Genomic DNA, 15,441 nt, shown 5'->3' on the forward strand with positions numbered 1-15,441 from the left:
GGCAGGAGCCGCCTCCCCCTCGGCTTACTTGCGCTCGGTCGCGACCAATCTCGCGACCGAGTCTGCAACGCCCTTGCCATAGGCCGGATCGGCCTTGGCGCAGTTGTCGATATGGCGTTGTTTCACCTCGGCCCTGGCGTCACCCATGGCGCGTGCGGTATTGTCGAATAGCACCTGCTGTTGGGCAGGGCTCATCTTTCGGAACAAGTTGCCCGGTTGTTGATAGTGGTCATCGTCGACACGGTGATCCCAATGTGCGGCCGCGCCGGCAATCTCCAGCGGCGGTTCGTTGAGTTGCGGCTGGTCGGTCCACTCGCCGCGGCTGTTCGGCCAATAGGTCGGCGTACCCCCGAGATTGCCGTCCGTGCGCATCGCGCCGTCGCGGTGATAGCTGTGGACCGGGCATTTCGGCGCGTTGACCGGAATGTGGTGATGATTGACGCCGAGCCTGTAGCGCTGCGCGTCGCCATAAGAAAACAGTCGGGCCTGCAGCATCTTGTCCGGCGAATAGCCGATGCCGGGCACAATGTTTGCCGGCGAGAACGCAGCCTGTTCCGTCTCGGCAAAGACGTTGTCGGGATTGCGGTTGAGCTCGAAAAATCCGACTTCCATCAATGGAAATTCGCCCTTCGGCCAGACCTTGGTGAGATCGAAAGGATTGAACGGAAAAGCAGTGGCCTGCTCGTCGGTCATCACTTGAATGAAGAGCGTCCAGCGCGGGAATTCGCCTCTTTCGATGCTCTGGAACAGATCGCGATGGTGCGATTCCCGATCCTTGCCGACCAGAGTTTCCGTCTCCGCGTCCGTCAGGTTCTGGATGCCTTGCTGGGTAAGGAAGTGAAACTTGACCCAGGTTCGTTCATTGGTCGCACTGAGGAAGCTGTATGTATGGCTTCCGAAGCCGTGCATGTGGCGGAAGCTTTTCGGAATGCCGCGTTCGCTCATCACGATCGTCACCTGGTGCAACGCTTCGGGAAGCAGCGACCAGAAGTCCCGGTTGTTGTCGGCCGAGCGCAGGCCGGTATGCGGATCGCGCTTGATGGCATGATTGAGATCGGGGAAACGCAGCGCATCGCGGAAGAAGAAGACCGGCGTGTTGTTGCCGACGACGTCCCAATTGCCCTCTTCCGTGTCGAATTTCAGGGCAAAGCCGCGGATATCGCGTTCGGCGTCGGCCGCGCCGCGTTCGCCAGCAACGGTCGAGAAGCGGGCGTACATCGGCGTCCGCTTGCCGATCTGAGAGAAGATCCTCGCCTTTGCGTAGCGAGTGATGTCGCGCGTGACGGTAAACGTGCCGTGGGCGCCCGCGCCCTTGGCGTGCATGCGCCGTTCCGGAATGACTTCTCTGGAGAAGTGAGCGAGCTTTTCGATCAGCCAGACATCCTGCAAGAGAGCGGGGCCGCGAGGTCCGGCAGTCTGGATGTTGATGTTATCGCTGACAGGCGCGCCCGAAGCGTGGGTCAGCGGCGGCCTCTTGATTTCATCGGTCATATGCAACTCCCCCCGTGACACCCTGACGCTTGTCCGAGCATCGGAAACGGTTGAATTGCCTGTTCGTCCGGTCTTGAGGACCAACAATGCTCAGGTGATCACCAACACACTTCTCAGCGGCAAAGTCGCAGGCCCCGTCCAGCACCTTCTGATTTCGGATGAACTGAAGAACGGTCGCTTGGTTCGAGTTCTCCCGGAATATGAAGTTCGATCGGCTGATATTTTCATGGCCTATCCGTCGGTAAAATTCATGCGACCGGCGGTGCGGGCCTTTGCGGACTTTGTTGTTCCGGCGATCAAGGCGGTGGATGGCGTCGATGTGATCGGCTACTCGAGTTCGCAAAATACCGTCACTCCGCATTTGCATTCCGACGAACCACGAGGACGCGCCGCAATTGGCTGCGACAGCCAACGAACACCGGCGTAAGCGCGCAGCCTGCGGGCCGTTCCGCCCGGTTGGATCGCGCGCGTAACCCGGCACCGTCTGATTATTGGCTTTCCCTGTTGTGCTCGCGCCAAATATCCAGCAGCAGCAGCATAACCGTGAAGATAACTGGCCCGATGACGACGCCCGCTGGACCGAATACGATGATGCCGCCGATCATGCCGATGAAGGCCACCACTGTATGCAGCTTCAGGCGGTCTCCGACGAGGATCGGATAAAGCAGATTGTCCACCGTCGCGACGACGCCTGCACCCCACGCCAAAAGGACCAGCGCCTTCTCCCATTCGCCGCTCAGGGCGAGAGACAGCGCGGCCGGGACCCAGACTACGAAGGCGCCGAGAACCGGCATTATCGCGAGCAGGCCCATTATCATGCCCCAGACCAGCGGCGACGGCAGGCCAAGAAGCCAAAAAATAAGACCACCCAACGTGCCCTGCACGGCAGCGACGGCAAAGGTTCCGAAGATGACGGCGTGGACGGTGCTGCTCACGCGAACGAACAACCTGTTCATCTCTTCGGGCGCAAGCGGCGAGAAATTCTTGAGCATGGCCAGCGCTTCGTGTCCGTCGCGCAGCAAATAAAACAGAAAATAGAAAGTCAGGACGATATTGATGATCTGGGCCACCGAGCCGCGCACGAACAGTGCGCTGTAATTGGTGAGCAAAGTCGCGGCGTTGCCAGCAAGGCCGGCGAGATCGAGTTGCGTCTCCATCCATAGGAGAACGGGCGCGATCCGCGGATAACTGGCAAGCGCCTCGCGCCAGTTGCCGGACCTCAGGGCGTCGGCGACGATCTGCGCACCCCTCGCCGCCTCATTCACCAGCCGTTCCGCCACGAAAGTAATGGGTACGACAACGATAAAAGCGGCGACTACCACGGTCATCGCAGCGGCGAGTCCCGGATAGCGGAGATCCTTCAGGATACGCCGGTGAAGCGGATGGAACATGATTGCGAGGACCAGCCCCCAAGTCAGGGCCGGCAAAAAGGGGACCGCAAGCAGATAACAAACGACTGCTCCCACCGCGAACGCGACCAGGAGCGCGACCGCTCGCGAACGCCGCGTCGTCAGCAACCGATCCGGAGCTATCGTTGCCTGCACCGAAACATTCTTCGCCATCGCGTGAGACCGCTCCGTTTCCGGCAGTTTGGTGCCATGGCAACGGACTTGTCAAAATATTCCTGCGTAGTGCTCGGCACCCGCGCTCACTGCGACCTGGCCGGTTGGCGGACCTGCGTCGCGCTGCAAGCTCGCCATGGCCCAATCCGCGTCGCTCGTCGGGCGAGCCCCGTTTATTGGACCAACTGAACCACCGTACGGGTCCTCAGGTGAGCGATTACGCGCTTCTGATTGACGACGGCATAAGCATACCGCTTGTCCTCGGGAACGGGGGTCAGAAGAACCGTTTCAGGCACCGGCTTGCCGACCACTATCTCTTCTTTAAGGACCAGCGGACTTGGCGGAAGCGGCTGGGCCTCAACATACTCTATGACCTTTGGCGGCGGTGGATCTATTGCCGCGCCGACCATCGCTCCCGCGACTCCTCCAACGGCGGCACCTATCGGCCCTGCAACGACCGCGCCGGCGGCGGCTCCGCCAGCGGCGCCGGTCACGGTGGTATTTTCAGATGTGTCGTGCGCTGCGACGGGAACAGCAATCGAACCTAGTCCGAGACTCAGGGCGATGGCACTCTTGATGATGACACCTTTCATCAGAGGTCCTCCAGTTATGCATCCCTTCCACAAAACAACCCGTTGCGTTGAAGAGATGTTCCAGCGCTCCTCGCCGAAGACAGCCAAAAAAGCGGGGTATCAGACCTTAGTCCGATGCGGCACAGCCAGAGGTCCTAGGCCCGTTGCGGAATGTTCCTCCCGGCGCATATTGCTGTAGTTGAGCGCCTGCGGCGGGTTACCCCCAACGCCGCAGCGGGCGCGCGCGAGGGTCCCAGAGCAACGCCCCAATAGTCCCTTCTGCCCTGTTCTGGGACCTTCATCTCTGCTTCGTCAAAAATGCGGAACCCGGGAGCGCCGACGAGGTTTGATCGTCGGCGGAGGTTGCCGCATGCGCGAGATTTGCGTTCTCAGCTTCATGGTGCTGATCGTAGTGCTCACGGTATTCGTGTTCGCGATGCTCTCCCCGTCGGGTTGACCGATCGGCGAAATTTCAGGCGGCGCGGTCTGCTCATCCACACGGCCCATCATCGAGCCGATCCTCAGCGCGCACCCATCCGCAAGGCGCCGTCGAGGCGGATGACCTCGCCGTTCAGCATGTCGTTCTCGCAGATATGCCGCACCAGCGCGGCATATTCCGCCGGGCGGCCGAGGCGTGGCGGGAACGGCACGCTCTTGCCGAGCGAGTCCTGCACTTCCTGCGGCATGCCGGCCATCATAGGCGTTTCAAAAATGCCCGGCGCGATCGAGACGACGCGGATGCCGAAGCGTGCGAGTTCGCGCGCGATCGGCAGCGTCATCGCCACGACGCCGCCCTTCGATGCCGAATAGGCGGCCTGGCCAATCTGCCCGTCGAATGCGGCAACCGAGGCCGTGTTGATGATGACGCCGCGGGCGCCGTCGCGATCCGGCTCTTCCTTCGCGATTGCCGCGGCGGCGAGGCGGATCATGTTGAAGGTACCGATGAGATTGATGCCGATCGCCCGGGTGAAGCTTTCGAGCCGATGCGGCCCGTCGCGCCCGAGCACCTTTTCGCCAGGCGCAATGCCGGCGCAGTTCACCAGCCCGTGGAGATGTCCGAAGCTCTCAAGGGCCACAGCGACGGCCGCCTCGCCCTCCGCTTCGCTTGTCACGTCGGTCGGCGCAAAACGCGCGTTCTCGCCAAGCTCGGCCGCCATCGCGGAGCCCGCGTCGACATTGACATCGGCAATGACGACGGAGGCGCCATCGGCGACAAGGGCGCGTGCGACGGCCGCCCCGAGACCCGATCCGCCCCCGGTCACCAGAAAGACCTTGTCCCGGATCAGCATGGCCGCGCTCCTTTAAGCCGTGGGCCCGATTTCTCCTGCATCGTCTCATCCTCCCGTCTCGCGCTGCGCTGCGAATCCTACTGTTTCCTTAAATCGGAGCTGATTTAAGGACAAGAACATGGAGCAATTCAAAGGGCGACAGTGTCCTTTGCGTGTCTGATAAGACGCACGGCGCTGTAGGGGGACTACCACTGGACGTGCCGTCGGAGGACCGGGGGGAGCGGACCGTCACGCTCCGGTTCGCGCCACGATCGGCACGTAATCTTCCAGTTCCGGCGCAGGAAACTTGAGCGTCGCGCCGATCTCCGCCGAGCGATAGAGCCCCATCAGGATCTCCACCACGGCGAGGCCGTCCTCGAAGGTCTCGATCGGCTTTTGCCGCTTGCGGAAGCATTCGACCATGTGCCGGTTTTCATCCGTGTAGCCGTAGACGCCGGCCTCGTCCTCCAACACCGGCATCAGCCCCTGCTCGGCATTCTGCTTCTCGACCAGATCTTCGCCCTCAGAGCCACTCACGGCGCGTGACATGAAGATCTTCAAGCCAGTGCCGAGCGAGTTGTATTCCAGCGCGTATTCCGGGCCGAGAAGCTCAAGCTGGATGCGTAAGCCGGCGCCGACATAGGCCCAGGATGTCGTCGCCTCGATCATCAACTCGTTGCCGTCCTCATCTTCGAGCGTGACCGTCGCCCGCGCGAAATCCTCGGACGGGCGGTTGCGATAGTCGACGTCCTTGCCGAACCGCTCACGCAACTGATCCGCATAGTTTGGGCGGGTCCATTTCAGGTTTGCGACCGTGCCGTTGACCGCCTTGACCTTGAGTGAACCGCGCGGCGCGCCGGGCGCAGTCAGGAGATGACGCGCCACCTCGACGCTGTGGCACATCATGTCGGAGAGCACCCCGCCGCCCTGTTTGTCCCCCTGCCAGAACCATGGCTCGTGCGGGCCGGAATGTTCTTCCGCGGCGCGTGCGAGATAAGGTCTGCCAGTGGTGGAGGCTGCACGGCGCCAGATGATCTCCTTGCCGCGCAGAACCGGTGTGCAGAAAACCTGATTTTCCAGATAGCCGTGGTTGAGACCGGCGTCCTCGGCAAGCCGCAGCATTTCGCGGGCTTCTGCAACCGTGCGTGCCAGCGGTTTTTCGCAGGCGACGGCAAAGACCTTGCTGCGCTCCGCCGTGACCGCCGCGTGGAGTGCCCGCATCACGTCGAGCCGCGTGTAGTTCGGCGAAAGGATCCAGATTGCGTCGATGTCCTCGGCGCAGAGCAGCGAGTCGAGGCTTTCATGCGTGCGGCACTTGCCAAGCCCGAGCATCTCGACTTCCTTTGCCAGGCGCGCGCGATTTTCCGCGCTGCGGCTATAGACGCCCGTGACCTCCACATTGCGGACTCCGATCATCGACTTCAGGTGAAAATGGGCGATGAAGCCGGTTCCGACGAATCCCACCCGCAGCGTCTGCCTTGGCAGCTCAGTCATTCTCTCCTCCCGAATGTATTTTGCGGAACCGGATGCGACGCATCACAGTTCGCGCGTGTTTGTCATCCCTGCGGCGGAGCCGTGCTGCCCCGGATGTGCAAGACCGTTGGCAGGATGATCGGCTCGTCGCAATCGATATCGGCGCCGGACAGGATCTTAAGAAGCAGTTCCATGGCGGCGTGTCCGATCTCGGCGCGTGGCTGGCTGACCGTCGTCAGCGGCGGATAGAACGCCTTGCTCAGGTAAAGATCGTCGAAACCGACGACCGACACGTCGCCCGGCACGTCGCGCCCCATGCGCCGCAGTTCGTACGCAGCCCCATAGGCCATCTCGTCATTGGCGACGAAAAGCGCGGTCGGCGGCTCCGGCAGGGTGAAAAGCGCGCGGCAGCACTCCTGCCCGCTTTCGAGCAGGTAGTCACCGCGGACCTCGTAAGCATCCGGGACATCGAGCCCGGCGTCGCGCATGGCCTGGCGGTAGCCTTCGCGACGGTGAAGGCTCATCAGTTCCGGCACTGGCCCACTGATATGGGCGATGCGCCGATGACCGAGGGAGATGAGGTGCTCCACCGCTTCACGCGCGGCGCCGGCATTGTCCACCTGCACATGCGGCAGGCCAGCGCCCTCGATGATTTCAAGCGCCACGACGACCGGCACTCGGGTCGGGGCACCGCTCCAGTTTCCGCCGGCCGGCGGCAGCTTGCCGGTCATCAGGATCATGCCGTCGGCATGGCCGTCGCGCAGCATGTTGAAATATTCGGTTTCGCGGGCCGGATCGTTCTCGGTATTGCCCATCAGAACCGAATAGCCGGCTTCGCGAGCCGTCGCCTCCACGCCTTTCAGGATGTCGAGATAGAAAGGATTGCCGACGTCGCGCACGACCAACAGCACCGACATCGACCTGCGGGTCCTGAGATTGCGGGCGCTGACATTCGGCCGGTAGTTGAGTTCGCGCGCCAGATCATGGATGCGCTGGCGCGTCTCAGCAGTGACCAGTGTCGAGTCGCTCAGCGCGCGCGACACGGTCGCGACCGATACGCCCGCCCGCTTGGCGATATCCTTGATCTTCAGCCGCTCTCTCATGCACGCATCGCCCGACCCCGACCATAGAACATCATCAGCAGGAGCAGCGTCGCCCCGAACACCATCTGCCGCCCGGATTCATCGATGTTCACTGTGGTCAGGATGCTCTGGAGAATGACGAGCAGGATCGCGCCGGCCATGGTGCCGGTATAGCCGCCCTTGCCGCCGGCAAGCGACGTGCCGCCGAAGACGACCGCGATGATCGACGAGAGCGTGTACTGCTCGCCGACATTGGCGAAGGACGAGCCGGAGTAGCCGAGCAGGCACATGCCGGCGATCGCCGCGAACATGCCTGAGATCATGAAGAGTGCGATGCGCATCAGCCGGACCGGAACACCCGCCATGTAGGCCGCATGCTCGTTCGAGCCGATGGCATAGATGCGGTGTCCGAAAACCGTGCGGTGGAGCATGAAGGCCATGAGCACGCCGATTGCGATCCACAGCCAGATGATGCCCGGAATGCCGAAGAAGAACGGCTGCGTGACGAAGCCCGAAAGGCCCGGCGCGGCGCGACCCGAGGGAATGCCCATGCGGATGACGACCAGCAGACCCTGGAGAACACCAAGCATGCCGAGCGTCATCACGAGGGGCGGGATGCGCAGGAGTGTCACGCCCAGCCCGTTGAGAAGACCGAAGAAGGCGCCGGCAGCGAGGCAGGCGAGGATAGCCGGCACAATACCCCCGTCGGCCCCGTTCATGACGTTGCCCGCAATGATCGCCGAAAGCGAAACGACGCCGCCGACCGAAAGGTCGATACCCTCGCGGCCGCCGAGAATGACGACATTCTGGCCGGCCGCGACGATGCCGAGCAGTGAGGCGACGATCAGCAGCCGCAGAACCTGTCCACCGGAGGCAAAGCCCGGCGACAGCATCTCGCCGAGGTAAAGTAGAGCCGCGATCAGCACCAGCGCGATGATGAGCGGCTCACGCACGAAGGTGAGGATCCGGGTCATGCGCGCGCCCTCCTGCCCGCCAGCACGCCTGCCATCAGCACGACGAGAATGGCGAGACCCTGAACGAAATTCTGCCATTCGGACGGCGTGCCCATGAAGAAGACGACCGAGTTGATGAGGCCGATCGTCAGCGCTCCGAGCAGCGAGCCGACAACCGTGCCCCAGCCGCCGGAAAGCGCGCTGCCACCGAGGACCACGGCGGCGACGCTATAGAGCGTCATCTTGCCGCCGACCAACGGGTCGCCGCTCGCCGTGTCGCCGGTGATGCAGAAGGCCGCGAGCGCGGAGAAAAGCCCGCAGAGCAGATAGCCCTTGATCCGCACAGGAACGACCGGGAGCCCGGTCTGGAAAGCCGCCTGCTGATCATCGCCGACCGCAAGCAATTGCGTGACGAGGCGCGTGCGGCTGAGCACCAGGAGGAGGACGACCAGCACCGCCAGGATATAGAAGACAAAGGGCACGCCGAGCAGCCGGCCGCCATAGGTCCGCCAGAACAGCGCCGGCGCCGGAGTGCCGGCAACGGGAAGGATGTAAAGGGCGAACCCGGTGAAGAATATGCTCGTGGCGAAAGTCGCAACGATCGCCTGCAGCCGCAGCGCGGCGACGACGATGCCGTTCACGAGGCCGCAGGCGAGCCCCAGCAGAAGGCCAAGGGCGAGCGCCAGCAGCACGGCGCCGGCACCGCCGCCCCATCGCTCCATCAGAACGACGATCGCGACATTGACGAGCGACAGGATCGAGCCGGCGGAGAGATCGATATCGCCGGCATAGACGACATAAGTCTGCGCGATCGCGAGCATGATCAACGCCATATATGTGCTGAGAAGCCCCGTCAGCGAACGGTAGCTGAGGCTGTTGGGCGAGAAGACGCCGTTGAGCAGCAGGAGCGCGGCGACGATCACCAGCGCCGGCAGAAACGGATAGCGCTCCAGAAGCTTCCGGATGCCGCCGGCGCGCGCTCTCGGAGTGACTGCGACATCTGCCATCACGCGGCCTCGTAAGCGGCTTGATAAAGATTATAGCGCGTGCGGTCGGCACCCGTCAGTTCGCGGCTCACCGAACCACCGTTGAAGACCAGGATGCGGTTGGCGTTGCCCAACAGTTCGGCGTCTTCGGATGAATAGAGCAGGATGCCAAGGCCCTCGGCCGCCAGCTGACGGATCAGCGCGAAAAGGTCGGCCTTTGCCGAAAGGTCTATGCCCTTGGTCGGGTCGTCGAGCAGCAGGACATCCGGCCGGTCGATCAGCCAGCGGGCGATGATCACCTTCTGTTGGTTACCGCCGGAAAGCGAGCTGATCGGATGGAACAGGCTCGCAAATTTGGTGTGCATGCTTTCGAGCGCCGGCGCGACCTTGTCGCGCAGCTTGGAAGGCCTCGCGATCATCAGACGATCACGCAGATAATGGATCGGCGTGACGTTCTCGATGATCGGCCTGCCGCTGATGACGCCGTCACGGCCACGATCCCCGGAAACATACGCGCAGCCCCGCCGGATGGCGTCGCGCGGGCTCGAGGCGTCAAGGCGGCTGTCGCCGATCAACACCTCGCCGGACGAGATCGAGCCGGCACCGAAGATCGCCCGGAGCAGCGCCGACTGACCCTGGCCGTGGAGGCCGCCGAAGCCGAGGATCTCGCCCTTGGCGACATCGAAACTGACATTGCGGAAGCCGACACCGGAGAGATCGTGGACAATCATCGCCGTTCCGTCGGCGAGGTCGACGACAGCGGGGGCAGACGATTGCGAAGCCGGCATGTCGCCGGAGCCACCGACCATCAGGCGGATAACCGAGGCCGCATCGGTTTCGGCAAGGTTGAGCGTCGTGATCGTCTCGCCGTCGCGAATGATCGTTACCCGGTCGCCGACCGCCTTGATCTCGTCCATGCGGTGGGAAATGAAGATGATGCCCCGGTCCTGCCGCTTCAAGTCGCGCAGGATCTCGAAGAAGCGATCGACCTGGGCCCGATCGAGCGCGGAAGTCGGCTCGTCGAAGATCAGAATCGGCGCCTCGCTCGCCAGCGCCTTCATGATCTCCACGAGTTGCCGCTGGTCGGGGCGCAGGTTGCCGACAAGAGCGTCGGCGGAAAATCCTTCCCCGGCTACGTTTTCGAAGAGCCTGATGTAGCGCGCCGCGCGCTGCTTGAGCAAAGCCCTGTCGACGAACAGGTGGGATTTGATCGGCAGCGCGGCAAGACAGATGTTTTCCTCGACCGAGCGGTGAGCCGCAAGGCTCAGCTCCTGATAGAAGATGCCGATCCCGTGTCCGCGCGCCGAGCGCGGCCCGGTGATCGTGATCGGCCTATTGTCGATGAGGATCTTTCCGGCGTCCGGCCGCACGCTGCCTGCAATGATCTTGCAAAGCGTGCTCTTGCCCGATCCGTTCGAGCCCATGAGGACATGAACCTCGCCGGCCATGACCTCCAGATCGCCGCGACGTAGCGCCAAGGTGGCGCCGTAAGCCTTGCTTACGCCGCTCAGTTTCAGTTTCGACATCGAACTTCGTCCACTACGGTGCGAAGGGAAGCACGGGCCGAGACTCGGCCCGTGCAACCATAGGAAACGCTCACTTGAAGAGGGCTTCCGCTTCTTCGATCGAAAGCGAGCTGGTGTAGGAATAATAACCGGGCTTGCCTTCGAGCTGCTTTGCAGCGTCGCCCAGGTTCTTGCTGTCGATGAACGGGATCGGCAGATAGAGGGCGTTGCCGTACTGGCCGGCCTTTGCCGGCTCCTTCAGTTCCTTGCCCTGCAGCATCAGCACCGCGACATTCAGCGCGCTCGCCATCACTCCCGGCGGGTTGACGGTCGCGCCGGAATTCAGCTTGTCCTTGACCCAGAGGTCGATGAAGTCCTTGCGGATTTCGCCCGTTGCCGCGATCTGGCCGGTCTTGCCGGCGTCCATGATCGACTTCCAGGCGCCGGCGGCCATGCCGTCCTGCACCACGACACCGTTCACGTCGGGATAGGTGGCAAGGATGTTCTGCATCGCCTGCTGGCCCTGGGCCTGATCCCAGTTGGCGTTGACTTCGTTGACGATCTGGATGTCCGGATAGTCCTTGAAGACCTGCTTATAGCCCGCCACGCGCATCTCGTTGGCCGGATGGCCGGCGACACCGTTGATCGCGACGACCTTGCCCTTGCCGCCAAGCGTCTCGGCAAGCCATTTCGCGCCGGCGGCACCCCAGGCGGTCTGGTCGATGCCGACATAGATGGCGTCCGGAGACGAGACTTCCGCGTCCGTCGCGATCACCAGGATTCCGGCTTCCTTCGCCTGGGCGAAGATCGGATCGAAGGCGGTCGGGCTGTTGGGGTTGACGATGATGGCGTTCACGCCTTCGGCGATGAAATTGCGGATATGGGCGATCTGCCCGGGTACGTCGACATTCGCGCTCTGAACCGAGACCTCGACGTCGACGCCCTTTTCCTTCCACTTTTCCGCAGCGGCCTTGGCCTCGTCGATCATCTGGGTGCGCCATTCACTGCCGACCCAGCCGTTCGAGAGACCGATCTTGAAGGTCTCCGCGTTGACTGCCGATGCAGAGATAACGATGGACGCAACTGTGCTGAGCGCTACCGCGACTAATTTCTTCATAAGATCCTCCCAAATCTTGCGGAGACATGAAGCCAGAAAATGTAATCGATTTCAATGGTGATTTGGCGAGCTGCACTGCGCCGTGTGGCGGGCCAACAGCGGCGAAACGTCCCGCGCGGCCACGGGCGACGCCGGCGGTTCACTCGCTTCCAAAGGTCAGGTGTCGACTTGCAGCAGGATCTCGCCAATGCGGCGCTATCCGCTCTGCCCTTCAGCCGCCGCGCGTTTCAGACCACGACGTTGCCGACGATGTCGTTTTCGCAGAAAACGAGGTTGGGCGAATAGCCTTGCGCAAGGAACTGCTGGCGGTCGTTTTCGGCGACGACGAAGACGGCCGAGCGCGCGATCTCTTTCGGCTCGAGCTCAGGAGCCGGGGCGACGACGGCAACGTCCTGGCGCAGGCCGAGCTCGCGCAGCAGGCCCTCAAGAGACGGCGGGCTATCGACGCCATGCAGGATCACTCGGTTGACCTCGGCAGCCGCATTGATCTGCCATGCAAGCGTCTGCACGGCCACCATCAGCGGCAAGGAATCCTTCAGTTGCCGGGCGACCGGATGGTGCTCGAACCCGGCAAGCGCCATCCGCGTGTAGATTTCATAGGCCTTGACGTAGTCTTTTTTGGCCGCCCACATCCGCATCGCAACGGCCATGCGCATGCAGGTGAATTGCTTGATCGACGTGTCCTGTGCCGCACGACGATCGGGTGTCATGCGCACGGCTCCGCGTTTCACTCCGACGTGGAGGAAATATTCCAGACCACCCCGATAGCGGTCCCAGGCGGTCAGCAATTCGTCGTGGCCGGCCTGCGGGCGGTCCCGCCCGATCTTCGATTGGACGACCTGCCTGTAGAAGGGTTTCTTCAGAAACGCGACGCCCCCGCTTTCGAGAAAATGCGCGAGGTTGGAGAAGGCCCAATAGGCGAAGTGACGCGGCAGCCACGCCACGCGCAGCGCGGCGGTACGGTAGATCCCGATTTCGGGAAAGATATGCCGCTCGACAATGAAGGCGAAAAGCCGCTCGAATTGATCCTTGTCGAATTTGATGTCGGCATCGATTTGGTAGAAGAGGTCCGTATCTCTTCCTTCGATTTCGTTATGGACGAACCACGGCGCAAAACAGGCGGACAGTTCCGGGTTCCTGTCGAGGTAGGCGATAGCCTCGGCAAGGCCATCCATCGCGAGCATGTCGTCGTCTGCGAGATAGACCGCATACTCGCCTGCCGCGTGGCGGAAGGCGCTGGCGAGATTTGCGTCGACCCCGCGGTTCTCCAGGTTGCGGAAATAGCGGATCGGCAGCCCATTGTCGGCGAAGGTTTCGACAACGTCGCGGGTATCGTCCGTGGACGCGTTGTCGGAAATGACGATCTCGAAGCTGAACGGGATCCGGTAGAGGTCGACAAAGCGGCCGAGCGCATTCTCCAGAAAGCGGGCCCGGTTGTAAGTCGGGATGCAGATGCTGAGCTTCACGGGATCCACTGCGTATTCCTCTAAAACGAGTCCAGGAAAAGTGTGTAACGGTTTTCCGTCCGGAATTGCGCAATTCCAAAGAGTTCGCTCGAAGGGCGGCTGGACGCCATCGAGAGGCCGCTGCCCCCAAAGCCCCGCGCAGCCTGCGCGCAAGACTGAGAACCATGAGCACACTTATTCCGTTGCGATCTTGTGTGAGGCTTGCCCGGTCGCGGTGCGCGGGAGCGACGGCGCCGACGGCCTGCCGGTCACATGGACACGGCCAACACGATCGTCGATCCACGCTCGGGACTATCGATCGCCGCGTGCAGCTTCGCGCCAGCAGTGGCGGCAAGGCCGACGGCTTCTATTACCTTCGAGAACAAGGCTGCCGGGTGCTTAGAGTCATGCCCGGGATTTGACCACCGTGGCGGCGCCGTTAGACATCAGGGCGGCGAGCGAGCGAACGAGCGTCTCCCGGAACGCCTGATCCGACGACAGATCGTCGCCGAACACCTCGGCGATGCCGAGGAAAGCGCCCACGATCTCTTCTGGCTGATGCAGCGGTTGCGTCATCGCGGCGATCCGGGCGGCCAGAGGATCGCGGACGTCGATGACATTTCCTTTTTCGTCGATGCCGCGCGCATAGCGCATCCAGGCGGCAACGCCGAGCGCAAGGCGGTCATAGGAAGATTTGGCCGCAATGCGGTCGCGGATCGTTCCGAGCAGCCTCTGCGGCAGTTTCTGCGAGCCGTCCATGGCGATCTGCCATGTCCGGTGGCGCAGCGCCGGATTGCGGAAGCGCTGAAGCAGCGCCCGGCGATAGGCGGCGAGATCGAAACCCGGCAGCGCCGGCAAGGTCGGCGAGACCTCCTCGACCATCAATCCCTCGACCAGCGCGCCCATGCCCGGCAGAGCCATGGCTTCGGCGACCGTCTCGGCGCCGGCGAGATAGCCGAGATAGGCGAGCGTCGAATGGCTGCCGTTCAAGAGCCTGAGTTTCATCATCTCGAAGACGGCGACGTCGTCGACGAAAACGACGCCGGCATTTTCCCAGGCCGGACGGCCAAGCGGAAAGTCGTCTTCCACGACCCATTGCCGGAACGGTTCGGTCACGATCGGCCAGGCATCGTCAACGCCGATCGCCGTGGAAATGTCCGACCGGTCGCCTTCCGTCGTCGCCGGGACGATCCGGTCCACCATGGTCGACGGCGAGGCAACCTGCCCGACCACACGGCCGAGGGCCGGATCGCGCAGTTCTGCAAAGCGCGTGACGACGTTTTTCAGCACGTGGCCATTGGACGGAAGATTGTCGCAGGAGAGCAGCGTGAACGGGGGAACGCCTGCGGCCGCCCGACGGGCAAGCGCCTCCACGATGAAGCCGACCGCGGACTTCGGTCGTGCGGGGTTCCTGAGATCGTGGACAACGTCGGGATGATTTTCGTCGAGCCTGCCGGTTGCCGGATTGTGGCAATAGCCTTTCTCGGTGATCGTCAGCGAAACGATCCGTGTCGCCGGGTCGGCCATACGGTCGAGAACGGCTTCCGGGTTCTCAGGCGCGCAGAGGAGCTCTACGACACTGCCGATCACCTGCAGCTCCTCGCCCTCGCCGTCCTGGACCTTGACCGTATAGAGCCCGTCCTGGGGCGCGAGGGCATCGCGCGTCTCCGGGCTGCGCAGCGAGACGCCGCAAATCCCCCAGGCAGGGTCCCGTGCAAGCACCGCGTCCGTGAAGACGGCCTGGTGCGCCCGGTGGAACGCGCCGATGCCGAGGTGGACAATGCCGACGGCAAGCCGGGTGTGGTCGTATTCCGGCCGTTTGACGGTAGCCGGCAACCGGTCGAGTGTCTGTCGTGAGAGCCGCATTATGAAGCCTGCTGTTGTTTTGCCCGCGCGACGATCTGCGTCGGGCTGACGAATTGTGGTGCGAGAAGTTTCACCCGAATCGGCACCGATTCAGGGAAACATGCGGCAGCGGCTCACAAGC

13 protein-coding genes are annotated in these 15,441 nt (G+C 62.7%); 1 reads left to right on the forward strand and 12 read right to left on the reverse strand.

All coding sequences use genetic code 11. The features are described 5' to 3' along the window. Window positions 1–24: 24 nt before the first annotated feature. Window positions 25–1,491, reverse strand: a complete 1,467-nt coding sequence (locus tag QN219_RS29965; protein WP_284004053.1) for a catalase — start codon at window positions 1,489–1,491, stop codon at window positions 25–27. On the opposite strand from QN219_RS29965, the gene QN219_RS29970 reads away from it, so the two are divergent. Next, the gene (locus tag QN219_RS29970; RefSeq protein WP_284004055.1) at window positions 1,427–1,918 is read left to right on the forward strand and encodes a LysR substrate-binding domain-containing protein; all 492 of its coding nucleotides are present in this window, start codon (window positions 1,427–1,429) and stop codon (window positions 1,916–1,918) included. The two genes, QN219_RS29965 and QN219_RS29970, sit on opposite strands and share 65 nt — an antisense overlap. Before the next feature lie 61 nt (window positions 1,919–1,979). On the opposite strand, the gene QN219_RS29975 is transcribed toward QN219_RS29970, so the two are convergent. The 11 genes from QN219_RS29975 to QN219_RS30025 form a co-directional block, all read right to left on the reverse strand. Continuing rightward, window positions 1,980–3,053 (reverse strand): AI-2E family transporter, encoded by a 1,074-nt coding sequence (locus QN219_RS29975; RefSeq protein WP_284004056.1) that lies wholly within the window; start codon window positions 3,051–3,053, stop codon window positions 1,980–1,982. 173 nt (window positions 3,054–3,226) lie between these two features. Further along, the gene (locus QN219_RS29980; RefSeq protein ID WP_284004057.1) at window positions 3,227–3,646 is read right to left on the reverse strand and encodes a DUF1236 domain-containing protein; all 420 of its coding nucleotides are present in this window, start codon (window positions 3,644–3,646) and stop codon (window positions 3,227–3,229) included. 500 nt (window positions 3,647–4,146) lie between these two features. Further along, the gene (locus QN219_RS29985) at window positions 4,147–4,914 is read right to left on the reverse strand and encodes a 3-hydroxyacyl-CoA dehydrogenase (RefSeq protein WP_284004058.1); all 768 of its coding nucleotides are present in this window, start codon (window positions 4,912–4,914) and stop codon (window positions 4,147–4,149) included. 228 nt (window positions 4,915–5,142) lie between these two features. Then, on the reverse strand, window positions 5,143–6,387 hold the full coding sequence (locus tag QN219_RS29990; RefSeq protein ID WP_284004059.1) for a Gfo/Idh/MocA family oxidoreductase: 1,245 nt from the start codon (window positions 6,385–6,387) through the stop codon (window positions 5,143–5,145). 62 nt (window positions 6,388–6,449) lie between these two features. Continuing rightward, window positions 6,450–7,469 (reverse strand): LacI family DNA-binding transcriptional regulator, encoded by a 1,020-nt coding sequence (locus QN219_RS29995; RefSeq protein ID WP_284004060.1) that lies wholly within the window; start codon window positions 7,467–7,469, stop codon window positions 6,450–6,452. Continuing rightward, window positions 7,466–8,422: an ABC transporter permease gene (locus QN219_RS30000; RefSeq protein ID WP_284004061.1), complete on the reverse strand. Its 957-nt coding sequence runs from the start codon at window positions 8,420–8,422 to the stop codon at window positions 7,466–7,468. The genes QN219_RS29995 and QN219_RS30000 overlap by 4 nt, the downstream gene beginning before the upstream one ends. Continuing rightward, window positions 8,419–9,408 carry an ABC transporter permease gene (locus QN219_RS30005; RefSeq protein ID WP_284004063.1) on the reverse strand — a complete coding sequence of 330 codons (990 nt, stop codon included), beginning with the start codon at window positions 9,406–9,408 and terminating at the stop codon, window positions 8,419–8,421. Before QN219_RS30005 ends, QN219_RS30000 begins: the two co-directional genes overlap by 4 nt. Further along, the gene (locus QN219_RS30010; RefSeq protein WP_284004064.1) at window positions 9,408–10,913 is read right to left on the reverse strand and encodes a sugar ABC transporter ATP-binding protein; all 1,506 of its coding nucleotides are present in this window, start codon (window positions 10,911–10,913) and stop codon (window positions 9,408–9,410) included. The genes QN219_RS30005 and QN219_RS30010 overlap by 1 nt, the downstream gene beginning before the upstream one ends. Window positions 10,914–10,983: 70 nt before the next feature. Next, the gene (locus tag QN219_RS30015; RefSeq protein ID WP_284004065.1) at window positions 10,984–12,009 is read right to left on the reverse strand and encodes an ABC transporter substrate-binding protein; all 1,026 of its coding nucleotides are present in this window, start codon (window positions 12,007–12,009) and stop codon (window positions 10,984–10,986) included. Window positions 12,010–12,236: 227 nt separating this feature from the next. Further along, window positions 12,237–13,484: a glycosyltransferase family A protein gene (locus QN219_RS30020; protein WP_284004067.1), complete on the reverse strand. Its 1,248-nt coding sequence runs from the start codon at window positions 13,482–13,484 to the stop codon at window positions 12,237–12,239. A 375-nt stretch (window positions 13,485–13,859) separates the two neighbouring features. Further along, window positions 13,860–15,320, reverse strand: coding sequence for a mannitol dehydrogenase family protein (locus tag QN219_RS30025; protein WP_284004068.1), 1,461 nt, complete (start codon window positions 15,318–15,320; stop codon window positions 13,860–13,862). Between the last annotated feature and the right edge of the window lie 121 nt (window positions 15,321–15,441).

Origin of the sequence: Sinorhizobium sp. 8-89, assembly GCF_030124325.1 — a bacterium.
Taxonomy (GTDB): domain Bacteria; phylum Pseudomonadota; class Alphaproteobacteria; order Rhizobiales; family Rhizobiaceae; genus Sinorhizobium.